This is a genomic window from Microbacterium deferens, assembly GCF_045517775.1.
Lineage (GTDB): Bacteria > Actinomycetota > Actinomycetes > Actinomycetales > Microbacteriaceae > Microbacterium.
The window spans coordinates 1,917,815-1,940,502 of the sequence record NZ_JBEUWT010000001.1 but is presented as its reverse complement, the minus strand read 5'-3'; the positions used below and the strand labels follow the sequence as shown (position 1 = coordinate 1,940,502).

Genomic DNA, 22,688 nt, shown 5'->3' with positions numbered 1-22,688 from the left:
AGGGGAACGGATGCTGCGCGCACGCGCCCCGCGAACGGCAGAGATTAGGGTGACGACATGAGACGCGGGCGGTTGCGGGTGCTGCTCGGGGCCGCACCCGGCGTCGGCAAGACGTACGAGATGCTCGAGGAGGGCAGGCGCCTGCGGAACGACGGGCGCGACGTCGTCATCGCCGTCGTCGAGACCCACGGCCGCGCGGCGACCGCGGCGCAGACCGTCGGTCTTCCCGAGGTGCCCCGGCGCACGGTGGTGCACCGGGGGGTCGAGCTGACCGAGATGGACCTCGACGCCGTCCTCGAGCGACGCCCCTCGCTCGCCCTCGTCGATGAGCTCGCGCACACGAACGCCCCCGGATCCCGGCACGACAAGCGCTGGCAGGACGTCGACGACCTGCTCGCCGCCGGGATCGACGTCATCACGACCGTGAACGTGCAGCACATCGAATCGCTGAACGACGTCGTCCAGAAGATCACGGGCGTCGAGCAGCGCGAGACGGTGCCGGATGCGGTGGTCCGCGGCGCCGATCAGATCGAGGTCGTCGACCTCTCCCCCGCATCCCTGCGCGACCGCCTGGCCGCGGGCCAGGTCTACCCGGCGGAGCGGATCGACGCGGCCCTGTCGAACTACTTCCGCCTCGGCAACCTCACGGCGCTGCGCGAGCTCGCACTGCTGTGGCTCGCCGACGAGGTCGACAGCGCGTTGAAGTCGTACCGGGCCGAGCACGGCATCGAGGGGGCGTGGCAGGCGAGAGAGCGGGTCGTCGTGACCCTGACCGGCGGCCCCGAGGGCGAGACGCTGCTGCGGCGGGGCGCCCGGATCGCAGCGCGCTCGGCGGGCGGCGAACTGCTCGCCGTGCACGTCACCAGCCAGGACGGCCTCCGGCAGGCCGCGCCCGGGGCCCTCGCGGCGCAGCGTGCGCTCGTCGAATCGCTCGGGGGCACGTACCACCAGGTCGTCGGCGACGACGTGGCGCGCACGCTGGTCGAGTTCGCGCGATCGGTCAACGCCTCGCAGCTGGTCGTCGGGGTCAGCAGGCGCGGCCGGCTCGCCGCCGCCCTCACCGGGCCGGGGATCGGTGCGACCGTGATCCGCGAGTCGGGCGACATCGACGTGCACATCGTCACGCACGCCGCCGCCGGTGACCGCTTCGCGCTCCCGCGGCTCGCCGGCGGCGCCCTCAGCCTCAAGCGCCGCGTGCTCGGCTTCGTCGTCGCCGTCACCGGAGGGCCGCTTCTGTCGTGGCTGCTCCTGGCCACCAGCTCCGACGAGTCGATCACGGCCGACGTGCTCGCCTATCAGCTGCTCGTGGTGATCGTCGCGCTCGTGGGCGGCATCTGGCCGGCGCTGTTCGCGGCTGTGCTGTCGGGACTCACGCTCGACTTCCTGTTCGTCGATCCGCTGTTCACCGTGACGATCGACGACCCGGCGCACGCGCTGTCGCTCTTCCTGTACGCCGTGATCGCGATCCTCGTCAGCTACATCGTCGACCAGGCGGCCCGTCGTGCGCGGGCGGCGCGGCGGGCGCTGGCGGAGTCCGAACTGCTCGCGACCGTGGCCGGCAGCATCCTGCGCGGCGAGAGCGCGGTGCCCGCCCTCGTCAGCCGCACGCGCGAGGCGTTCGGCATGGCCGGGGTGCGTCTCGTCGATGCGTCGGGCGAGGTGCTCGCGACCGACGGTGAGCCGTTGCGCGGAAACGCGGTCGTGGCCATCCGGGTCGGTGCGGGCCGGGCGACGCTCGAGCTGCACGGCGGAGACCTCGATGCCGCCGAACGCCGCCTCCTCGACGTCATCGTCGCGCAGCTCGGGGCGGCGATCGAACACACCGACCTCACCGAGACCGCTCGCGAGGCGGGGATGCTCGCCGAGACCGACCACGTGCGCACCGCGCTGCTCTCGGCCGTCAGCCACGATCTCCGGCGCCCTCTCGCCGCCGCGGTCGCCGCGGTCGGGGGCCTGCGGGCGACCGACGTGCGGCTGTCGGAATCCGACCGCACCGAGCTCCTCGCCACCGCCGACGAGAGCCTGCACACGCTCACGGCGCTGGTCACCGATCTCCTCGACGTGAGCCGCGTGCAGGCGGGGGTGCTGGCCGTATCGCTCGCGCCCGTCGATGCCGCCGACGTCGTGCTCGCCGCGGTCGACGAGCTCGGCCTCGGCCCCGACAGCGTCGAGCTGGCGCTCGATCCCGACCTGCCCGCGGTCTCGGCCGATCCCGTGCTGCTGCAGCGGGTGCTCGTCAACGTGCTGGCGAACGCCGCGCGGCACTCGCCCGCCGACGGGCGCGTGCGAGTGGCGACGAGCCGCCTCGCCGGAACCGCGGAGATCCGCGTCGTCGACCACGGGCCCGGGGTCGAGCCCGATCGCCGCAGCGACATGTTCGCGCCCTTCCAGCGCTTCGGCGACACCGACAACAGCACCGGTCTCGGGCTGGGCCTCGCCCTGTCTAAGGGCTTCGCCGAGGGCATGGGCGGTACGCTCGCGCCCGAGGACACACCCGGAGGAGGGCTCACGATGGTGATCGCGCTCCCCGTGGCATCACCCGAGGCGGTCGCGCCGTGAAGGTGCTGATCGCCGACGACGACCCGCAGCTGGTGCGTGCGCTGCGCATCACCCTCGCCGCGCACGGGTACGACGTCGTGGCCGCGGCCGACGGCGCGGCGGCGATCGCCGCGGCCGCGCAGACGCATCCCGATCTGGTGCTGCTCGACCTCGGAATGCCCCGGCTCGACGGGGTTCAGGTGATCGAGGCGATCCGCGGATGGTCGAGCGTGCCGATCCTCGTCGTCTCGGGTCGCACGGGGTCGGCCGACAAGGTCGACGCGCTCGACGCCGGCGCCGACGATTACGTCACGAAGCCGTTCCAGATCGACGAGCTGCTGGCGCGGCTGCGTGCGCTCTCGCGGCGCCAGGTCGCGACGACCGACGAGCCGACCGTGCGTTTCGGTGACGTGGTCGTCGACCTGGCCGCGACCTCGGTCACCCGCGCCGGAGCCACCGTGCACCTGACGCCGACGGAGTGGCGGATGCTGGAGTTCCTCGCCCGCAACCCCGGCGTGCTCGTCACCCGCCAGACCCTGCTGAAGGAGATCTGGGCGAGCGAGCAGGTGAGCGACTCGGGCTACCTGCGCCTGTACGTCTCCCAGCTGCGCAAGAAGCTCGAGCGCGACCCCGCCCACCCCGCGCATCTGCTGACCGAGTCGGGCATGGGCTACCGCCTCGTCACCGACGCACCCCCGCCCGCACTCTGACCGCCGCGCTCTGCCCCGGCACCACCGAGCCCGGGGCCTGCAGAAACGCCCCGATAGGGTGAAACGATGAGCGCCACCATCGTCGCGACCGGAGTCCGTCGCTCGTTCGGCGACGTGCCCGCCGTGCGGGACGTCAGCCTGCGGGCCGAGGCGGGGCGGGTCACCGGCCTCGTCGGCCCCAACGGGTCGGGCAAGACGACGCTCATGCTGATGCTCTCGTCACTGCTGGCGCCGGATGCGGGAGAGATCAGCATCGGCGGATTCGACCCGGTCACCGAACCCCACGAGGTGCGGCGGCTGCTCGGCTGGATGCCCGACGCGCTCGGCGCGTGGGGCTCGCTCTCCGCCCGCGAGACGCTCGTCGTGACGGGCCGTCTCTACGATGCCACGCGCGAGGCCGCGCACGAGCGGGCAGAGCAACTGCTGCAGCTCGTCGACCTCGCCTCCCTCGCCGAGTCGCCCGCGAGAGTGCTCTCCCGCGGACAGAAGCAACGCCTCGGGCTCGCCCGCGCCCTGGTGCACGACCCGCAGGCTCTTCTCCTCGACGAGCCCGCCTCCGGACTCGACCCCGAGGCCCGGGTCGCGCTGCGCGTGCTGCTGCGCCGGTTCGCCGATGAGGGGCGCGCTGTCCTCGTCTCCAGCCACGTGCTCTCCGAGCTCGAAGAGGTCGTCGACGACGCGGTCTTCCTCGTCGACGGCGCGACGGTCGCCCCCGACCGCGTCGCCGCCGCCACCCACCGCCGTCGTGCGTGGCGCGTGCGTCTCGCGAACACGGCGGCCGCCGCATCCATCGAGCCCATCGCCTCGGCCCTGCGCCTGGAGGCGTGGACCCTCACGGCTGAGCGTCTCGGCGTGATGGTGCCGGTCGGATCCGACGACGACGCAGCGGCGGCGCTGCGCGCGCTCGTCGAAGCGGGTCTTCCCGTCGTGGAGTTCGCGCCGGCGACCGGCACCCTCGAACACACCCTGCTCGACCTCCGCGACGGGAGCCCGACGTGAACGCCGCCCGCATCGGGGTCATCGCCCGACTCGAACTGACGCAGCGCGTGCGCAGCGTCGCCTGGTACGTGCTGCTCGGCGTCTTCGCCGTGCTCCTCGTCGCGGTCACGGCCCTGTCGTTCAGCGCGACGGGGATGGCGCCCGACGACACAGCCGGCGCGACCGTGTTCTCGATCGTCGTGTACTTCGTGCTGCTGCTGGTCGTGCTGGTCTCGCCGACGCTCAGCGGCAACGCGATCAACGGCGACCGGGATGCGGCGACCCTCGCCCCCGTGCAGGTCACCCTCGCCACCACGGGCGACATCCTCGTCGGCAAGCTGCTCGCGGCCTGGGTGACGGGTCTGGCGTTCCTCGCGGTCGCGGTTCCGTTCCTCGTGCTCGCCACCGTCTCGGGCGGGGTGTCGATCGCCGTGCTGCTCGTCTCCCTCCTGGTGCTCGTCGTCGAGGTCGGCGTCGTCGCCGCGATCGGCGTCGGGCTGAGCGGCATCCTCGCCCGCCCCCTGTTCTCGGTGGCCGTGACCTACCTGACGGTCGCCGCCCTCGTGCTGGGCACGCCGATCGCCTTCGGGCTCGCCACCGCCGCCAGCCACACCACCGTCGAGTCGCGATCGCGAAACCTCGAGCCCGTCTACCCGACGGACGTGCCGACGGTCGCGCCGGAGTGCATGACGGCCGCCCCCGGGCAGACCGAACCGCTGCCCCAGTGCACCGGCGGCTCGGGATTCATCGAGCCGCAGTACGTGTGCGGCGAGTGGACGACGAGTGAGTACCGCACCACGCGCAGCGACCACGTGTGGTGGCTGCTGGCGGCGAACCCGTTCATCGTGCTGGCCGATGCCACGCCGTCGCAGTTCGTCGACGGCTACCCCCGCGATCTCTTCGGATCGATCAAGGTCTTCATCCGCTCGGCCCAGCTGTCGCCCGAGGTGAGGTCGGAGTACGACGGATGCGCGGTGCAGAACTCCAGCGACGGCGTCATCACGTCCGAGGACCGCATCGAGGGCACCACGCCGAGCTGGTTCGTCGGACTCGCGGTGCAGATCGCCCTCGCCGCGCTGCTGCTGTGGCGCGCCGCAGTGCGCACCCGCACCCCCGCGAAGCGCATGCCCCCGGGAACCCGCATCGCGTGACCCCGTCGCGCCGCATCCGTTGACCGCCCCTCCGCACGCGACCGGGGCGGATGCTGCGCGGTGCCCGCGGGCGTGACGCGCGGAGACGACGGGGGAAACGTCGCGGAAACCCGCGTCTCCTACAGTCGTCACGATCGCGCGCATCGCCGTGCGGTCAGCATCCTTCTCACCGTCGCACGAAGGGGCGCCATGTCGCCGATCAGCACCGCCGCTCATCCCACCCGCCACCGCGCCGCCCGCATCGCCGCCGGCGCCGTCGCCCTCAGCCTCGTCGGAGCCGGCGTGCTGGCCACCGCGCCCGCCCAGGCCGCCGAGGCCGGCGGGCAGGGCACGGCCGACTCGCTCTTCCCGAACGTCGGAAACACGGGCTACGACGTGCAGCACTACGACATCGATCTCGCGTACGACCACGCGACGAAGGCGATCGCTGCGACGACCGAGATCACAGCAACGGCGAGCGTCGAGCTGTCGTCGTTCAGCCTCGACCTCGAGGGGCTCACCGTCGCATCCGTGACCGTCGAGGGCGTCGCGGCAACCTTCAGCCGCATCGCCGACCTGCCGTCCACCACCCACAAGCTGATCGTCACCCCGGCGACGCCGGTGACGGGCACGTTCACCACCGTCGTGGAGTACTCCGGCGTGCCGACCCGTCACACCGACCCCGACGGAAGCTACGAGGGTTGGGTCGCGACAGCCGACGGCGCCACCGCGGTGAGCGAGCCGGTGGGCGCCATGACCTGGTTCCCGAGCAACAACACCCCGCTCGACAAAGCGACGTTCGACTTCTCCTTCACGATCCCCACCACCATCACGACGTCGACCGGCACGGGCCCGGCGGCCGCCGTGAGCAACGGCGAGCTGGTCTCGCGCACGGCCAACGGGGACGACACGACGACGTGGGTCTGGCAGCAGCACGAACAGATGACGACGTACCTCTCCCTCGCATCGATCGGCAAGTACGACGTGCACGAGTCGACGATCACGCTGCCGAGCGGTCGGACGATCCCCGAGTGGAGCTTCATCGACTCCGACCTCTCCGACGCACGCAAGACGACGTCGCTCGCGTCACGGGCCGAGATCGGAGCGGTGCTCGGGTGGCTTGAGACCGCCTACGGCCCCTACCCCGGCAACAGCACCGGCATCGTCGTGGACAACGTGGGGGTCGGTTACGCGCTCGAGACCCAGGACCGCTCCTTCTTCGACCGCTCCGCGAGCCGCGGCACGCTCATCCACGAGCTCGTGCACCAGTGGTTCGGCGACGCCGTGACGCTCTCCGACTGGAGCGACATCTGGTTGAACGAGGGACCGGCCGAGCACATCGGCTCGCAGGTCGAGGCCGCTCTCTACGGCAGCGACGCGACCGAGCCGGTCTGGTACTCGGCCTGGAATGACACGGCCGCCGACGACGCGGCATGGACGACCCCTGTCGCCGGCTTCGACAACCCCGCCGAGCTCTTCGGCTTCCAGGCGTACTCGCGCTCCGCGATGGCGCTCGAGGCCCTACGCCTCACGATCGGCGACGACCAGTTCGACGAGATCTTCGCGCAGTGGTACCTGCGCCTGAACGGCGCAGACGGATCGACGGCCGATTTCATCGCCCTGTCGGAGGAGATCTCCGGCCTCGACCTCGAGGCGTTCTTCCGGGACTGGCTCTTCGACCTGGACAAGCCGGCCTGGCCGCTCACCCGCACGCTCGAGATCTCGTCGAGCACGCTCTCCGGGGAGCAGCTCGAGCGCGGCGACAAGGTCGAATACACCGTCGAGGTGGGCAACGTCGGTGCCACCGACCTGGAGGGCGGCACGGTTGAGATCGACCTCACCGGCCTCGTCGGCTCGGCGACCGTGTCCGAGTCGCTCGCGGCGGGCCTCACCCGGAGCGACGACACTCTCACCTGGGCCGTGCCCTCCGTCGAACAGGGCACGCCGACAGCATCCGTCACCTTCTCGGCGACCGTCGACGACGACGCCACGACGGGGCAGCTGAATGTCTCGGTCACAGCCGTCGACTTCGGCGCCGACTGCCTGCTCTGCGAGTCCAGCGTCGGCGTCTCGGTGGCCGTCGACCCGTTCGGCATGCCGACGATCTCGGGAACCGCGATCGTCGGTCAGACCCTCACCGCCGACCCCGGCGTCTGGGCCGAGGGCACCTCGCTGACGTACGAGTGGCTCCGCTTCACGGCTGACGACGCTCGCGAGTACGAAGAGATGACGGGCCAGCCGGTCGACCCCGGATTCGTCGGCCAGCCCGTCGCGGGGGCCACCGGTGCGACCTACACCCTTCAGCCCGGCGACGCAGGCTACGCGTTTCTCGTGGTCGTCACCGGCACGCTCGAGGGCTTCGATCCCGTCTCCTCCCTCAGCGCGCCGACCGCGTTCGTCACCGCCCCGACGGTGCCGCTGCCCACGGCGACCCCGTCGACAGCCCCGGTCTCAGCGGGCCTCGCCGCGACGGGGGGCGATGTCGCCCCGCTCGGTGTCGCGGCCTTCGCGGCCGCGCTGCTCGTCGCGGCGGGCGCCGCGACCGTGGTGCTGCGCCGCCGGCGGGCCGAGCGCGTCTGAGCACGACCCCCGACGCGAGACCGCTTCCCGCCGGCGAGGCCCCGACATAGAGCCCGGGTTTCGTCGGCCGGGAGCGGTCTCGCGGTCAACGGGGCGGGCCCCACGACCCGGGGATGGATGCTTCGGCATAGCCTGGAGCGATGAGCTCTCCTGACGGTGCGATCCTGGCCGCCGGTTTCGACCCGGTCGCCGTCCGCGGCGACTTCCCGATCCTCTCGCGCGACATCGACGGCGCGCCCCTGGCGTATCTCGACTCGGCCGCGACGAGCCAGAAGCCCCGCGCGGTCATCGACGCGGAGGCCGCCTTCCTCACCGGCGCGAACGCGGCCGTGCACCGCGGCGCGCACACCCTCGCCGCCGAAGCCACCGAGCTTTTCGAAGACGCCCGCGAGACGGTCGCGGCCTTCGTGGGCGCGCGTCCCGAGCAGCTCGTCTGGACGAGCGGGGCCACGGCGGGCATCAACCTCGTCGCCTACGCGATCGGAAACGCCTCGATCGGACGCGGCGGGCCCGAGGGCCGGAGATTCGCCCTCGTCCCCGGCGACGAGATCGTCGTCACCGAGTCGGAGCACCACGCGAACCTCATCCCCTGGCAGGAGCTCGCCGCCCGCACCGGTGCGATCCTGCGCCACGTCCCCGTTCTCGACGACGGCCGGCTCGACCTCGAGGTCGCCGCATCGGTCATCGGCGAGCGCACCCGCGTCGTCGCCTTCCCGCACGTCTCCAACGTGCTCGGCATCGTGAACCCCGTCGCCGAACTGGTGGGCCTCGCCCGCGCGGCGGGGGCGCTGACCGTACTCGATGCGTGCCAGTCAGCACCGCATCTGCAACTCGACCTGCCGACGCTCGGGGTCGACCTCGCCGTGTTCTCGGGCCACAAGATGCTCGGCCCCTACGGCATCGGCGCGCTCTACGGACGCACCGACGTGCTCGAGGCCCTGCCGCCGTTCCTCACCGGAGGGTCGATGATCACGACCGTGACGCTCGACCGCGCCGAGTACCTGCCGCCGCCGCAGCGGTTCGAGGCCGGCACGCAGCCCGTGTCGCAAGCCGTCGCCCTCGCCGCTGCCGTGCGCTACCTCGGCGGTCTCGACATGGCCGCCGTCCATGCGCACGAGACGGCGCTGGAGAAGCGGATGCTGCGCGGACTCCGCGAGATTCCCGGCATCCGTCTGCTCGGCGATGCCGACGGGGTCGACCGCGTCGCGCTGTGGGCGTTCGACGTCGCCGGCGTGCACGCGCACGACGTCGGCCAGTTCCTCGACGCACGCGGGGTGGCCGTGCGCGTCGGCCACCACTGCGCGCAGCCACTGCACCGCCGATTCGGGATCACCGCATCGGTGCGCGCGAGCGCCGCTCTCTACAACACGGAGGACGAGATCGACGTGTTCCTCGATGCGCTCTCGGGCGTACGCCCGTTCTTCGGAGCCGACCGATGAGCGGGCTCGAGTCGCTCTACCAGGAGCTCATCCTCGACCACGCCAAGAACCGGCGCGGCTTCGGTCTGGCCGGGTCCGACGCGGATGCGACGAGCCACCAGCGCAATCCGATCTGCGGAGACGAGATCACCGTGCGCGTGCGCATGGAGGGCGATCGCGTCGCCTCTCTCACGTGGGAGGGCGCGGGTTGCTCGATCTCGCAGGCGTCGGCCTCGATGCTCGCCGAGCTCGCAGCCGAAGGCCTCGATCGCACGGGAGCCGAACGCTTGATCGAGGGCTTCCGCGAGGCGATGCGCTCGAAGGGCACCCTCGAGCTCGACGAGGAAGAGTTCGGCGACGCCACCGCCCTGTCGGGGGTGTCGAAGTACACCGCCCGGGTCAAGTGCGCGATGCTCTCGTGGGTCGCGTTCGAAGACGCCCTGCGACGCTCCTGAGCGGGACCGCCTCGCCGCATCGTCCGCCAGCGGCGGAGCGCGGTCCCCGCTACCCGTCGCCCGTGTGCCGGGGGATCACGGCAGCCGTGCGCCCCACGCGGGCTTGCAGCACTCGATCGCGTCGATGAACGCAGCGATCTCGGGCGAACCCCACTCGGCCATCGCCAGGCCGGCGAAGGGCGACTGGTCTTCGGGGTCTGCCCACACGCAGAGAATCGGCTTTCCCGCCTCGCGCGCACGATGCAATTCCCACGTCTGCCCCTCGGACGACGGGGTGTGCCGGCTCACCAGCGCGATCACCGCGTCGCACCCTTCGATGCGGTGACGCGCGCGACGCACCCAGGTGCGGTCATCGGGTCGCTTGACCGCCAGGTCGACGAAGACGAAGGGGTCGCGGGTGCGGAAGGTCTGCGCGCGGAAGGATGCTTCGCGATGCTCGTCCTCGACGGCGAACGACACGAAGATCACCTTCGACTCGACGGCTACGGCTCCGGCACTCCGACGCGCGGCCGACCGGACGGGGGACTCGATGCTCGTCGCGCTCATCTCAGACCGTTCGGTCTTTCGTGCGGCGGCGGAGCACGATCGCCCCCACCACGCCTCCGACGAGGAGCACCCCCGCGCCGAGTCCGATGATTCCGACTCCGAGGGCGGAAGATGCGTCGTCGTCTGCCACCGCGGATGTGGTCTGAGCGCTGATCGGCTCGTCCAGCTCGGCCACGGTGAAGACCGCGGTCGTCTCCGCGACGTCGGGAGTGGTCGTGCGGACCGTGACCGTCCACCGGCCCTCGCCGAGGAAGGGCTGCTCACTCACCCAGCGCCCCTGTCCTTCCGACGACGAGACGAGCGAGATGGGCCCGGCGGTGCGCCCGTCGTCGGACTTCGCCGTCACGAGCGGATCGATGATCTCGTCGACCATGTGCCCGTCCCGCGCGTACTGGGCATAAAGCGACACGCCTCCGATGCCGTCCGGACCGATGGTCAGCTGGATCGGCCCGCCGTGCGCGCGTGCGGCGCCGGGTGCCAAGAGGACGAAAGCGGCGGCCAGCAGGAAGGCGAGGGCCGCACCGAATGGGCGAAGGACAGTCTTCGTCATGGTGTCATCTTCTCTCGTGATCGAGGGGAAGCCGAGACCCGAGGGAAGCCCCGGACGCATCGCGCCCGGGGCTTCCCTCGGTGGGGGGGGTCAGTCCTGTGCTCCGCGGCGACGGCGCGTGACCAGGTAGACCAGGGCTCCCAGGAGCAGCAGGCCCGCTCCGAAGGGGAGCTGCAGCTGCCAGGCGTCCGAACCGGTCGCCGGGAGACTTCCGCCACCCGTGCCGCCACCGCTGCCCGAACCTGCGCCGGTGCCGGTGCCCGGTCCGGTGCCCGGGCCGGTACCGGGGTCGGTGCCGCCGCCACCGGGTGCCGCCGTGACCGTCAGCTCACCGCTGCGGGCCACCTCGGCGCCGTCGATACGGAGGGCGATGTGGTGCACGCCGGGGTCGACGCCTGCCGGGATGGTGACATTCACCGAGAACGTGCCGCTGGCGTTCGTCTGCACGGTCGCCAACCGCAGCGGCTCGGAGAGGATCCAGATCTCCACCGCGGTGTCGGCCGGCAGATGCGCACCGGTGACCGAGACCTGTCCGCCCACGGCGACCCCGGTGGGGTTCACCACGACCGACGGGTCGGGCTGCGGCTCGGGATCGACGATCACCTCGGCGACCTCGGCGGCCTGGTCGGCACCGACGTTGCCCGCCACGTCGACCGCGCGGAACGCGACCGTGGCGGCAGCGGCACCGGGGACGACGATCGGCTCGGCGTACGAGACCCACGCGCCGTCGGCGCTCAGGCGATACTCGATCCGGTCGATGCCGCTCGTCGCGTCCGTCGCCGCGAGGGTGACGGTGCGCGTCGCGACCTCGGCCGACGCGGTCGGGACGACCGTGTCGAGGCGGATGATCCGCTGCTCGGTCACCGACACGTTCTCGCCGTCGGTGGCACGAATCCACAGGGTGGTCGTGCCCTCGTCGTCGATCACGAGCGACTCGCCCAGGGCGACGAACGTCTCGCCATCGGTGGAGTACTCCACCGAGACCGGCTCCTCACCCGTGGTCGTGGCCGTTGCGCTGACCTCGACCTCGTCGACGTACCACCCGTTCTCGCCGTTCGGCAGCGACGGGTCGAGCCCGACCTCGAGGCTGATCACCGGAGTCTCCTCCGAGACTGCCGGCACCTCGACGCTGACGGCCTCCGACGTGTTGCCGGCCTCGTCGGTGGCGCGGTGCCAGACCGTCTGAGCCTCGTCGGTCAGGGACACGACCGACTCGTACGCGGTCCACTCCCCCTCGCCGATGCGGTACTCGATCGACTCCACACCGCTCGTGGCGTCCGTCGCCGCGAGGGTCAGCGTCCGCGGGCTGGCGACGACGTCGACGACCGCCGTGCTCACCGGTGCGAGCGCATCGATCTTGAACGACACCTCGTCGGTGATCGGCTCCTGGTTCGGGGCCGACGCTCGGAACTGCACCGTGTGCTCACCGTCTCCGGTCACCCGCACGGCCGAGGTGTACTCGACCCAGCCGGCCCCGTCGACGTTGATCTCACGGTAAACCGTGCTCTCGCCGCCACCGGTCGTGGTGACCGTGACGTCTACGCCATCCGTGTACCACCCGTTCTCGCCCGTCGGCTCCGCCGGGTCGAGCGCAGCGCTCACCGAGATCGGCTCGGCGGCGGTGTCGATCACCCGGAAGTAGTCGAAGTGCGCGGTCTTCGAGACCTGGCCCTGCGCGGAGTTGCCCAGTGCGTAGAGGCCGACCCGACCGGCTGCCGCCGGCTGGTTCTCGAACGTCTCGGCGAAGGCGCTCCACGTGGTGCCGTCGGCGCTGTACGACCCGGAGATGGTCGTGCCGGTCTTAGCCAGTCGCAGCCAGACGATGCCGTTCGACGGCGCCGCCGCGTTCGGCTGCGGGTTCTGGACTACGCCACCGACCTCGCTGCGGAACTCGAGGTTGCGCGGCGGGTTGTCACCCCCCGAACCGGTCGCCAGGATGTCGATCTTCACGTAGTTGTCGTCGTCGGCGCGAAGGATCAGGCCACCCTGCTGGTAGGCCCGGTCCAGGCGCGAGGCGTCGACCTTCGTCTCGACGACCCAGTCACCGTCGGGCTGCGCCTGCGTCACGAAGTTCGGCACACCGGTGTCGGCACCGTAGATGTCGTTCGGCGTGGTGTCGATCTGCAGCTCGCCCCCGGCGACCCGGTAGCCCTCGGGCTGCGGGTTCTCGACGGTCCAGCGGCAGGCGTCGAGTGACGTGCCGTCGAACTCGTCGTCGGGCGTGGCGGCCGAGGCCGTGTCGTCCGGCGTGATGTGGAACCAGTCGAACTGGGCGTTGATCACGCTGGGCGCCGACCCGCTGTTCGCGAAGGCCGCGAGGCCGATGCGCGGGTTCGTGATGCCGGCGAGCTGCTTCGTCTCGGTCATCGACGTGAAGGTCGAACCGTCGGCGGAGTACGACGCCTGCAGGTTGCTTCCGTCGCTCGTGAACCGCACGAAGTAGGTGTCGGGGAACGCCTCGCCCAGGGGCGACGTGTTCGAGGCCGCGACCTCGTTCGGGGTTCCGTTCTCCTCGCGGATGAACTGGAACACGCGTCCGGCGGCGCTGGCGTCACGCGCCTGGAGCACCATCTTGGCGTAGTTGTCGTCATCGCCGTAGACGAGCAGACCGGCCTGCTGGTAGGTCGCCCGCGCCGGCAGCGTCACCTTGGCGGTGGCCTGCCAGGCCCCCTCCGGGAGGTCCTGCAGCACGATGTTCGGCGTGTCACCACCGGCACCGTAGATGTCGGTCTTGCTCGCGGGGATCACGAGGCTGCCGTTCTCGACACGGAGGTCCTGGTTGACCCGCACGTTGCGGTTCCAGCGGTCGGTGTCGAGCGCGTCGCCGTCGAACCCGTCGGAGCGACCCGACAGGCAGGTCTCGCCGCCCGGCGTCGACACGGTGATCTGCACGACCTCGTCGCGGTAGGCGCCCTGCTCGTCGGTGGCGCGCACCGTCAGCAGGTAGGTGCCCGGCGTCTCGTAGATGAACTGCTTCTCACCCTCGCCCGCCACGAAACCGTCACCCGTGCCCTGGTCCCACTGCAGGGTCACCGGGCCTCCCTCGGGGTCGGTCGCCGCTGCCGTCGCGTTCACGACGAGCGGCGCTGCGCCCGATCGCGCGTCGACGTTCAGCGTGACGACCGGGAGTCCGTTGCTCTCCACCCCGTCGCCGACCCAGTCGAAGTAGTTCACGTTGACGCCGCCCGAGTTGAGGACGAAGTACAGCGTGCCGGTCTCCTGGGGGAGATCGCCGAGCTCGGCGTCGAAGTACTGGTAGGTCTGCCAGGCTCCGGTCGCGGTGAAGTCGATCGTGCCGATCTCCGGCCCGGTCGGCGAATTCCACCGCATCGAGATCGAGCCGCCCGCGTCCGGCGAGGCGAGGCGGGCGCGCAGCCCGTCGATCCCGGTGAAGTTGATCGGCTCGTACGACCACCAGTCGCCCGGCTCGACGTACGACAGGTTCAGTCCGCCGCCCTCGTCGCCCGTGGTCTCGGTCTGCACACCACCGGGTCCGTCGACGTTGCCGGTGGCGGCGAAGAACTCGGCCTCGAAGTGCTTCGGGTTCAGGATGTTCGTGCCGTACCCGGTGAGGGGCACGCCCGCGGCTCCGCCGTCGTCGGTGTAGCGCACGTCGACCACCCAGAAGATGTTCGAGGTGATGCCGTGCCCGCCGTCGCGGCCGGTGGGGATGCTGCCCGAGCAGCCGCTCAGCTCACCCCAGGGGTGCTGGTGCGAGTCGTGGCCGAGGGCCGGGAGCACCTGCACCTTGGCGCAGTCGATCGGCTCCGACGCATCCGGGTCGGTGATGACGACCTCGTACGCGACCTCGTCACCCCAGTTGAAGAATCCGCCCGACTGCGGGAAGACGATCTCCACCTTCGGCTCGGCGTTGCCGACGACCAGGTTGATGGTGGCGATCGAGGTGCGTCCGTCCTCGTCGGTCACCGTGAGGGTGGCCGTGTACTGGCCGACTCCCTCATAGGTGTGCGCGGGGTCGGCCTCGCTCGACGTCGGCGATCCGTCACCGAAGTCCCACTCGAGGGTGAACGACTTGCCCGCCGGGTGGCGTGTGCCCTCGGAGGAGAAGTTCACCGCGAGGGTGTCGCCCGCGCCGTTGGTGACGTCGGAGCTCGCTCGGGCCAGTGGCGAGGGGTTCGCCTGCACGTAGTCGATCCGGTAGATGCCCGAGCTGGCGTTGTCGCCGCCGAAGCCCTGGCCCCAGTCGATGACGTAGAGGGCGCCTTCCGGACCCCACGTCATGTCCATGGCCCGGTAGAAGCCCTGAGCCGGGTCGAGGATGCCGGGGAGAACACGGTTCACGTCGACGATCTCGGTGTTGCGCGCCGCATCCGTCGTGTCGGTGTTCAGCTGCATGCTGAAGACCTGACCGGCGTTCCAGTCTCCGAAGATGGCCTTGTTGTCCCAGTAGGCGGGCCACTTCACGTCGGAGTCGAGCTCGGGGTCGAACTGGTAGACGGGTCCGCCCATCGGGGCGCCGCTGTAGCCCGAGCCGTTGCCGATCTCCTTGAAGGGGTTGTCGGCGCCGCTGGAGCCCCAGTACTCGGGCTGGATGACGGGCGGCAGGTTCGTCAGCCCGGTGTTGTTCGGGCTGTTGTTGACGAGGTTCTGCGGGTCGAACACCGCGCCCGAGACGCGGGTGCCGAAGTTGTAGTCGTTGTAGCAGGTGACACCGGCGCAGTACGGCCAGCCGTAGTTGCCGGGCTCGTCGACGATGTTCCATTCGGTCGTCGCGGCCGGGCCGCGCGACGGGTTCGCCGCGCCCGCGTCGGGGCCGTAGTCGCCCACGAGCACGTTGCCGGTGTACGGGTCGAGACCGATCCGGAACGGGTTGCGGAAGCCCATGGCGTAGACCTCGGCGCGCGTCTGGGCGGTGCCCTCGGCGAAGAGGTTGCCCTCGGGGACGGTGTAGGTGCCGTCGTCCTGCGGCGTGATGCGGATGATCTTGCCGCGGAGGTCGTTCGTGTTGCCCGCGCTGCCCTGCGCGTCGTAGTCGCTGCGACCGGAGCGCTCGTCGATCGGCGTGTAGCCGTCGGACTCGAACGGGTTGGTGTTGTCGCCGGTGGCGAGGATGAGGTTGCCGTCGAGGTCGAAGACCATGTCGCCGCCCGCGTGGCAGCAGGTGTTGCGCTGGGTCTTCACCTTCAGCAGCGCCTTCTCGGACGCCGCGTCGAAGGTCTGGGTCTCCCGGTTGTACGTGAAGCGCGAGATGCGGTTGTGGGGGCCGTCCTCCGGGGTGACCGTCGTCGGCGACCAGTAGACGTAGAGCCAGTTGTTGGTGGCGAAGTCGGGGTCGAGCACGAGGCCGAGCAGACCGTCTTCGTTTCCGAGGGTGACCGGCAGGCTCAGCGCCGTGGTGGTCTGCTGGGTCTCGGGGTCGATGCGCTGCACGCGACCGTTGCGCTCGGCGTAGAACACCGTGGTGTCGTCGGCCACTTCTAGGGCCATCGGGTTGCCGGTGTTCGTGTCGAGGGCGACGAGCTCGAAGCTCTCGCTCTGCGTCGCGTTGCAGTCGGCGTCTTCGACGCCCGCCGCGGTGCGGATGCCGCCGAGCAGGTGCTCGACGAACGCGGCGTCTTCGAACGACTCGTTCGTGTGCCCGCCGCCGGTGTACCAGGCGCGGCCGCCGTCGTAGGTCTGGCACCAGGCCAGCGGGTGGTCCACGCCCATGCCGCCGCCGGTGTAGGTCGACTCGTCGAGCGACATGAGCACGTGCACGTCGTCACGCGGGTTCGTGCGGAAGTCGTACCACTCGTCGTAGCGCGGCCAGACCTCCGGGAGGTGCGCGGTGGAGGGGTGCGCGTGGTCTTCGACCTTGACCTCCGCGTTCTGGGGTGCGGGGTGGCCCTGGAAGTAGGCGCCGACCAGCTCGTTGTACCAGGGCCACTCGTACTCGGTGTCGGAGGCCGCGTGCACGCCCGCGTAGCCGCCGCCGGCCTGGATGTACCGCTCGAACGCCGCCTGCTGGTCGGCGTTGAGCACGTCGCCGGTCGTCGACAGCCAGATGACGACGTCGTAGGCGGCGAGGTTCTCATCGGTGAACGCCGCGGCGTCCTCCGTCGTGTCGACGTCGAAGCCGTTGTCGGCACCGAGCTTCTCGATCGACGCGATCCCGGCGGGGATGGAGTCGTGCCGGAAGCCGGCCGTCTTCGAGAAGACGAGGGCGCGGAACTCGCCCGCCTCCTCGGCTGCGGCCTGCACGGGAGCGGCGGCGGGTGCCGACGGCGAGGCCGTCGCAGCAGGTGCGCTCATCAGTGCGAGGGGTATCGCGAGGGCGGCAGCGGTGAGGCTCGCCATGACGCGAGATCGGCGGTTTCGTACAGCTGTGTACAAGGGGTCATCCTCTCGAGCCGAGCCACCGTCGGTGTGGTCGGATCACCCGCGTGGGGCGGGGCGCCAAGGGAGCGACGGTGCATCCGGTGGTTGCGGCAACCCTATGAGTTCCATTTGTTGTCTGTCAAGACATACCTGTCGAGCGGTCGCCGGTGACGACATCGCGCAGCCCGCGCTGCCCGCATCGGCGGCAGCAGAGGGTGGAGCGCGCGCGGCCGCGCTTCTAGAGGGCGCCGCCGACGTACTCGCGGCCGGCGACCACGGGCGCTGCCGCCGGGTCGCTCAGCAGCGGGCGGAACGCGAGCTCCGCCGCCCCGATGAGGAGGTTCATGCGTCCGAGCCGCGCACCCTCGAGACGTACCTGCTGGCCGGGCCCGGGAAGGGCCACCTCGCGCAGCATCCGTTCGAGCCTCTCGCCCCCGATCCGCCCCAGGATCTCAAGGAATCCGCCCAGCACGACGACCTCGGGATTGAGCATGTTCACGGTCGTCCGCAACGCCACCGCGAGGCACGAGAGCTGCGCGTCGACGAGCGCGCGGACGTCATCGCTCTGCGCATAGGCCTCGGACAGCAACGCCTCCAGCTCGTGCGCGCGGGCGGGCTCGAGGGAGACCGCCGCGAGCAAGGCGTTGCGGGTCACCTCGGCCTCCAGACACCCCCGCGACCCGCACCGGCACGCGGCCCCGTCGGAGCGCACCAGGGTATGTCCGATCTCCCCACCAAAACCCCCGCGGCCCTGGATGAGACGCGATTCGGCGACGACTCCACCGCCCACGCCGCTCGCGCCACCGTTCAGGTACACGACATTGCCGCTGCCGATCCCCGCCCCGAACAGCACCTCGGCCACGACCCCGCAGCTCGCGTCGTTGACCGCCCACGCCGGAACCCCGAGTGCCTCGGCGAGCATCGCCGCGATCGGCTCGTCCACCCACTCGAGGTGAGGAGCGAGACGCACCGAGCCGTCGACGGCCGAGACGAGCCCCGGCACCGCGAGCGCGACGCCGAGCACCTCGTGTCGCTGCCCGAGCTCGGGCTGCATGCCCGCGACGAGGGCCCGCACCGAGTTGACGACCTCGCGGGCCGACGGAGGGCGCTCGTGATCCATGCGCACCTCGCGGAGCACACGCCCGCCCATCGCCACGATCCCGAGGGTCGTCGCATCGAGCTCGGGGTTGACCGCGATCACCACATGACGATCCGACGTCGAGATCTCGAGGCTGGGGCGACCGATGCGCTTGGTGTCGCGCGCTCCGCCGATGACGATCAGATCGCGCGCCTCGAGGTCGGCCACGATCGTCGCGATGGTCGAGCGGTTCAGCCCCATCGAGCGCGTCAGGTCGGCGCGCGATATCGAGCGGGCGGCGTGGATCAGACCGAGGGCCGTGGCGAGGTTCGTGCGGCGGAGATCATCGAGGTTCTTGCCCTTCACGGGCGCGTCGAAGAATGCTGTCATGGCCCGCGCAGCATCCATCGGCCCTACCCCTTACCGCCCCCGATCAGCGTAACCCCGGGGAGCGGCTTCAGGCGTCGGCGAGCACGCCTTCGAGGCGCACGTAGCTGCTCTCCATGCCGTCGGTCATGCCCGTGGCGAGCACCATGTCGCGCGTCTGCTTGTTCGGGTACTCGATGAGGATCGTCAGGAGGGTCACGCCGTCCTCCTCGTAGAGCGACATGTCGTTCGTCGTCGACGGGTAGTCGGTGCCGGTCATGTGCTCGGTCGTGACCGATCGCGAGGGGGCCTCCGACAGGAGCACCTCGCCGTCGAAGCCGAAAGGCTCCCCCTCGGTACCCTCTTCCGGCGCCCACGCGTAGCGGTAGCGGCCGCCCGCCTCCGCGCTGGGCTCGCAGACGGTCATACGCCAGCCGTCGGGGCCGAGCAGCCACTTCTTCATCAGGTCGGGGTCGTGGTGCGCCCGCCACACCAGGTCGCGGGGCCCGTCGATCGCTCGGGTGATGCGCACGTGGGTGTCGTCGAGCAGCTCGGTCTGCGTGCCGTTTCCCCGCGCGTAGTCGCGGAGGTCGGCGACGACCCGGTCGAGTTGGCCGATCGCGAGCGTCGAACCGTCGACCATGCCCATCGCGGTGAGCTGCTCCAGCGCCTCGGCTGACGGGAAGTACGTGACGGTGGTGACGCGTGCGCCGGTGTCGGTCCTGTCGAACGCGAAGGTCATGCGCATCGACGGCAGTCCCTCTGCGGCGCGCCCGTCCTCGTCGACGAACGAGTCGATGACCTCGTACCCGCTGGTCGGATCGATGCGCAGGAACTCCCACGCGCCGCGCGACTTCTCGCCCCGGGGGCTGGTCATGGCGTACTCGGCGCGCCCGCCGACGGTGAAGTCGAACGTCTCGAAGGTCGCGGGCCAGCCGGGAGGGCCCCAGAAGCGCCCGAGCTGCTCGGGCTCGGTGAAGGCGCGCCAGACACGCGACGGCGAGGCCTCGACCTCGGCGACGAGCGTCATCGTGAGCGACTCGGGATCAGTGGTGACGGCGGTGACGGGCATGGAGTTCTCCTCAGTTCTCGGGGTCCTGCTGCTTCTCGGTCAGTCGCTCGGGCTCGGCCAGGAACGCGTCGAGCCTGTCGATGCGGGCGCGCCACAGGGCTTCGTAGCGCGTCATCAGTTCGCGGACGCGGGCGATCGTGGCGGGATTGGCGCGCACGAGGCGCTCCCGCCCGTCGGCGCGCTTGACGATGAGCTCGGCGGCCTCGAGCACCGCCACGTGCTTCTGCACGGCGGCGAAGCTCATGTCGTAGTCGGCGGCGAGCGCCGACACCGACTGCTCACCGCGGATGGTGCGCTGCACGATGTCGCGTCGCGTCGCGTCTGCCAGCGCCCGGAAGATGCGATCGAGCTGCGCGTTCTGGGTTTCCGTTTCTACAACCATTTGGTTGTACGTTAGCTCCGCCCCGCCCCGCCGTCAAGACTCGTTTCGGCGCTGCGGATCATGCGCTTCCTCCGTGCAGGAGCGTGCGGGTCAGCGTCCGGAACCACTGATGTCCGATGTCATCGGTGAACTGGCGATGCCAGGCGAGGATGATCGGCACGGGTGGCAGATCGACGGGCAGGCGAAACCGCGCTACTCCGGCGTCAAGGCGGACTGCCACGGACTTCGGCACGACGGCGACCACGTCGGTGGCGCGGACGATATCGATCGCCGCGCCGGTCGCTGCCACGGCTGCCACCACTGTGCGAGAAACGCCGGCGGCTTCGAGGACGTCATCGACACGGTCCCGCAATCGGCCTCTCCGCGACACCAGCACGTGCGGAACGGCGACGAACTCCTCGAGGTCGATCGCGGTAGCCAGCATCGGGTGGCCGGCCCGGGCTATCCCCACCAACTCGTCCATTCCGACGGCATCATGATCGACCGCCGGCGACGTCGGCATTGCGGACCCGATCTCGAGATCAATGACCCCGCGGCTAAGGTCTGCAGTCTCATCAGCCGTTTCGGCCAGAAACCGCAGCCTGACCCCCGGCGCGACGGCCGCGACCTGCTGCGCCAGCACCGGCGCCACGGCCGTCGTCAACGCATCGTGCGCCCGCAGCGTGAACGTGCGCTGCAACGTATCGAGGTGCAGCTCCTGCTCCGGTGCCAGCACCGCAGCGCTTCGAAGGACGAGAGCTCGCACCTCATCCCGAAACGCCAACGCCCGCGGAGTCGGCTGCATCGCGCGACCCGCGCGGACGAGGATCTGGTCGCCCGTCGCCCGCCGAATCCGTCCGAGCGCGCGGCTCATTGCAGGAGCCGAAAGGTGCAGACGGTCCGCGGCGCCCGTGACGCTCTCCTCCTCCAGCAGCGCATCCAAGGAGATCAAGAGGTTCAGGTCCAAGTGCATGAGAAGCAATCTATATGTGCATGGATTGCATTTGAGCGCATGTACCGGCGCTTGTACCGTTGCCGCCAGAGCGACGATGACCGCCGCGGCGAAGGAGAAGAACCCCCATGAACGACACCACCGCGTCGGTCCAGACCACCGACGATCTCGCCTTGCTCGAGGCTGTGACCTCAGCCGTCACGGAGGCCGGCAACGTCCTGCTCGACCGATTCTCCACGGAGAACCGCGTCGACGGGCTCGATGCGCTCCTCACCGCGATCGGCGGCAACGACGACGCGTCAGCCGCCGTGCTCCGGCCGGCTCTCGAACGCCTGCGTCCGCAAGCGCGGTGGGACGACGACGAAGAGGGACACGGCGCCCTCGGTCCGGGTGAGTGGTGGGTTGCAGACGCCGCCGAGGGCAACGTGAACCACATTCACGGCGGAGTGAACTGGGGCGTCACCGCGACCCTCGTCCGCGACGACGTCCCCGTCGTCACCGCAGTATTCCTGCCGGCGCTCGGTCAGACGTTCACCGCCGTCCGAGGCCGAGGCGCGTTCCTCAACGGCTCTCGCGTGTCGGTGTCGACGAAATCCGACCTGCGCGCCGCGCTGGTCGGCACTGGGCAAGCAAAGCCCGGCGAAGAACGCGACGTCCTGCGGCGTACGAGCGCGTCGATCGGCCGCATGCTCGACGCCGCGCTGCTCGTGTCCGTCACCGTCCCCGCGACACTGCAGCTCGTCCAGGTCGCTGCCGGACACACCGACGCGTTCTGGCAGTTCGGCCAGGTCCGCTCCGGTCTCGTCGCCGGCGCCTTGCTCGTGCAGGAAGCCCAGGGTGCCGTCATCGATTCCATGGGCGCACCGTGGACGCTGACCAGCGACGACTTCATCGCCACCACCCCCGGCCTCGCAGCGGATATCGCCGCAGTCCTTCGCTGATCCACCCCTTTCTCGAGATCCGCACACGTCAGGAGACACCATGACCCCCACCAGCACGATCGCCATCGCCGTCCTCGGTGCAGGCCGCGTCGGCGGCAACCTCGCCGCAGCCCTCACCGCCGCCGGCCACCGGGTCACTCTCGGCGTGCGCGACACCGACACCGCAGAGGCCGCATCCGACATCACCGTCACCGACGTCGCCACCGCGATCACCACCAGCGACCTCGTCATCAACGCGACCCCGGGCGACACCACCCTGCACCTCCTCACCGCCCACCGCGGACCGCTGTCCGGCAAGGTGCTGCTCGACGTGAGCAATGCCACCGTCCGAGGCGCCGACGGCCTGCCCGGCGGACTCGTCTATCCCGATAGGAGCCTCGGCGAGCTCCTGCAGGAGGCGCTGCCCGACACGATGGTCGTGAAGAGCTTGAACACGATGCTGTTCCCCGTCATGACCGCCCCGGGAGCGCTTCAGACGCCTCCCACGGCATACCTCTCCGGTGATGATGCCTCCGCCAAGAGCACGGTCCACGCCGTCCTCGGCAGCCTGGGCTGGCAGGACGACTGGGTGATCGACCTCGGAGGCATCAACACCGCCCGCGGTACCGAGGCCATGGCGCTCATGGTGCCGAGCCTCCTCGGCTCACTCGGATTCGTGCCCTTCGCCCTCGCGGTCGCTCGCTGAGCCGACCAGA

16 protein-coding genes are annotated in these 22,688 nt (G+C 70.6%); 9 read left to right on the top strand and 7 right to left on the bottom strand.

Annotated elements, in window-relative coordinates:
• Window positions 1–57: 57 nt before the first annotated feature.
• The 7 genes from ABTU82_RS09195 to sufU all read left to right on the top strand — a co-directional run bounded on the left by ABTU82_RS09195 (window position 58) and on the right by sufU (window position 9,809).
• Window positions 58–2,559: a DUF4118 domain-containing protein gene (locus ABTU82_RS09195; RefSeq protein ID WP_407173036.1), complete on the top strand. Its 2,502-nt coding sequence runs from the start codon at window positions 58–60 to the stop codon at window positions 2,557–2,559.
• Window positions 2,556–3,248 (top strand): response regulator, encoded by a 693-nt coding sequence (locus tag ABTU82_RS09190; protein ID WP_116647052.1) that lies wholly within the window; start codon window positions 2,556–2,558, stop codon window positions 3,246–3,248. Before ABTU82_RS09195 ends, ABTU82_RS09190 begins: the two co-directional genes overlap by 4 nt.
• 66 nt (window positions 3,249–3,314) lie before the next feature.
• Window positions 3,315–4,247, top strand: a complete 933-nt coding sequence (locus ABTU82_RS09185) for an ABC transporter ATP-binding protein (RefSeq protein ID WP_407173035.1) — start codon at window positions 3,315–3,317, stop codon at window positions 4,245–4,247.
• The gene (locus tag ABTU82_RS09180; RefSeq protein WP_116647050.1) at window positions 4,244–5,377 is read left to right on the top strand and encodes an ABC transporter permease; all 1,134 of its coding nucleotides are present in this window, start codon (window positions 4,244–4,246) and stop codon (window positions 5,375–5,377) included. The genes ABTU82_RS09185 and ABTU82_RS09180 overlap by 4 nt, the downstream gene beginning before the upstream one ends.
• A 189-nt stretch (window positions 5,378–5,566) precedes the next feature.
• Window positions 5,567–7,936 carry a M1 family aminopeptidase gene (locus ABTU82_RS09175; protein ID WP_407173033.1) on the top strand — a complete coding sequence of 790 codons (2,370 nt, stop codon included), beginning with the start codon at window positions 5,567–5,569 and terminating at the stop codon, window positions 7,934–7,936.
• A 140-nt stretch (window positions 7,937–8,076) separates the two neighbouring features.
• On the top strand, window positions 8,077–9,375 hold the full coding sequence (locus ABTU82_RS09170; RefSeq protein WP_407173032.1) for a SufS family cysteine desulfurase: 1,299 nt from the start codon (window positions 8,077–8,079) through the stop codon (window positions 9,373–9,375).
• Window positions 9,372–9,809: a Fe-S cluster assembly sulfur transfer protein SufU gene (gene sufU / locus ABTU82_RS09165; RefSeq protein WP_116647048.1), complete on the top strand. Its 438-nt coding sequence runs from the start codon at window positions 9,372–9,374 to the stop codon at window positions 9,807–9,809. The genes ABTU82_RS09170 and sufU overlap by 4 nt, the downstream gene beginning before the upstream one ends.
• Before the next feature lie 75 nt (window positions 9,810–9,884).
• Here the strand turns inward: sufU and ABTU82_RS09160 are convergent, their stop codons facing one another.
• From ABTU82_RS09160 to ABTU82_RS09130, 7 genes are all read right to left on the bottom strand, one after another.
• Window positions 9,885–10,355, bottom strand: coding sequence for a TIR domain-containing protein (locus ABTU82_RS09160; protein ID WP_407173030.1), 471 nt, complete (start codon window positions 10,353–10,355; stop codon window positions 9,885–9,887).
• A 1-nt stretch (window position 10,356) separates the two neighbouring features.
• Window positions 10,357–10,905, bottom strand: a complete 549-nt coding sequence (locus ABTU82_RS09155) for a hypothetical protein (RefSeq protein ID WP_407173028.1) — start codon at window positions 10,903–10,905, stop codon at window positions 10,357–10,359.
• Window positions 10,906–10,995: 90 nt separating this feature from the next.
• Window positions 10,996–17,157: a ThuA domain-containing protein gene (locus ABTU82_RS09150; RefSeq protein ID WP_407173027.1), complete on the bottom strand. Its 6,162-nt coding sequence runs from the start codon at window positions 17,155–17,157 to the stop codon at window positions 10,996–10,998.
• Window positions 17,158–17,461: 304 nt separating this feature from the next.
• Window positions 17,462–18,691: an ROK family transcriptional regulator gene (locus tag ABTU82_RS09145; protein ID WP_165817939.1), complete on the bottom strand. Its 1,230-nt coding sequence runs from the start codon at window positions 18,689–18,691 to the stop codon at window positions 17,462–17,464.
• A gap of 67 nt (window positions 18,692–18,758) precedes the next feature.
• On the bottom strand, window positions 18,759–19,739 hold the full coding sequence (locus ABTU82_RS09140) for an SRPBCC family protein (protein WP_407173026.1): 981 nt from the start codon (window positions 19,737–19,739) through the stop codon (window positions 18,759–18,761).
• Window positions 19,740–19,749: 10 nt separating this feature from the next.
• On the bottom strand, window positions 19,750–20,121 hold the full coding sequence (locus tag ABTU82_RS09135) for an ArsR/SmtB family transcription factor (RefSeq protein ID WP_116647043.1): 372 nt from the start codon (window positions 20,119–20,121) through the stop codon (window positions 19,750–19,752).
• Window positions 20,122–20,179: 58 nt separating this feature from the next.
• Window positions 20,180–21,073 (bottom strand): LysR family transcriptional regulator, encoded by an 894-nt coding sequence (locus ABTU82_RS09130; protein ID WP_407173025.1) that lies wholly within the window; start codon window positions 21,071–21,073, stop codon window positions 20,180–20,182.
• Between the two features lie 107 nt (window positions 21,074–21,180).
• Here ABTU82_RS09130 and ABTU82_RS09125 point away from each other — a divergent pair, with 107 nt between their 5' ends.
• The gene (locus ABTU82_RS09125; protein ID WP_407173024.1) at window positions 21,181–21,993 is read left to right on the top strand and encodes an inositol monophosphatase family protein; all 813 of its coding nucleotides are present in this window, start codon (window positions 21,181–21,183) and stop codon (window positions 21,991–21,993) included.
• 40 nt (window positions 21,994–22,033) lie between these two features.
• Window positions 22,034–22,678, top strand: coding sequence for an NADPH-dependent F420 reductase (locus ABTU82_RS09120; protein ID WP_407173022.1), 645 nt, complete (start codon window positions 22,034–22,036; stop codon window positions 22,676–22,678).
• Window positions 22,679–22,688: the final 10 nt, after the last annotated feature.

Bases quoted from the DNA above. Each gene is read 5' to 3' on its own strand.
- ABTU82_RS09195 (WP_407173036.1), top strand. From the start codon at position 58: ATGAGACGCGGGCGGTTGCGGGTGCTGCTCGGGGCCGCACCCGGCGTC.
- ABTU82_RS09185 (WP_407173035.1), top strand. From the start codon at position 3,315: ATGAGCGCCACCATCGTCGCGACCGGAGTCCGTCGCTCGTTCGGCGAC.
- ABTU82_RS09175 (WP_407173033.1), top strand. From the start codon at position 5,567: ATGTCGCCGATCAGCACCGCCGCTCATCCCACCCGCCACCGCGCCGCC.
- ABTU82_RS09170 (WP_407173032.1), top strand. From the start codon at position 8,077: ATGAGCTCTCCTGACGGTGCGATCCTGGCCGCCGGTTTCGACCCGGTC.
- sufU (WP_116647048.1), top strand. From the start codon at position 9,372: ATGAGCGGGCTCGAGTCGCTCTACCAGGAGCTCATCCTCGACCACGCC.
- ABTU82_RS09160 (WP_407173030.1), bottom strand. From the start codon at position 10,355: ATGAGCGCGACGAGCATCGAGTCCCCCGTCCGGTCGGCCGCGCGTCGG.
- ABTU82_RS09155 (WP_407173028.1), bottom strand. From the start codon at position 10,905: ATGACGAAGACTGTCCTTCGCCCATTCGGTGCGGCCCTCGCCTTCCTG.
- ABTU82_RS09150 (WP_407173027.1), bottom strand. From the start codon at position 17,157: ATGAGCGCACCTGCTGCGACGGCCTCGCCGTCGGCACCCGCCGCCGCT.
- ABTU82_RS09145 (WP_165817939.1), bottom strand. From the start codon at position 18,691: ATGACAGCATTCTTCGACGCGCCCGTGAAGGGCAAGAACCTCGATGAT.
- ABTU82_RS09140 (WP_407173026.1), bottom strand. From the start codon at position 19,739: ATGCCCGTCACCGCCGTCACCACTGATCCCGAGTCGCTCACGATGACG.
- ABTU82_RS09135 (WP_116647043.1), bottom strand. From the start codon at position 20,121: ATGGTTGTAGAAACGGAAACCCAGAACGCGCAGCTCGATCGCATCTTC.
- ABTU82_RS09130 (WP_407173025.1), bottom strand. From the start codon at position 21,073: ATGCACTTGGACCTGAACCTCTTGATCTCCTTGGATGCGCTGCTGGAG.
- ABTU82_RS09125 (WP_407173024.1), top strand. From the start codon at position 21,181: ATGAACGACACCACCGCGTCGGTCCAGACCACCGACGATCTCGCCTTG.
- ABTU82_RS09120 (WP_407173022.1), top strand. From the start codon at position 22,034: ATGACCCCCACCAGCACGATCGCCATCGCCGTCCTCGGTGCAGGCCGC.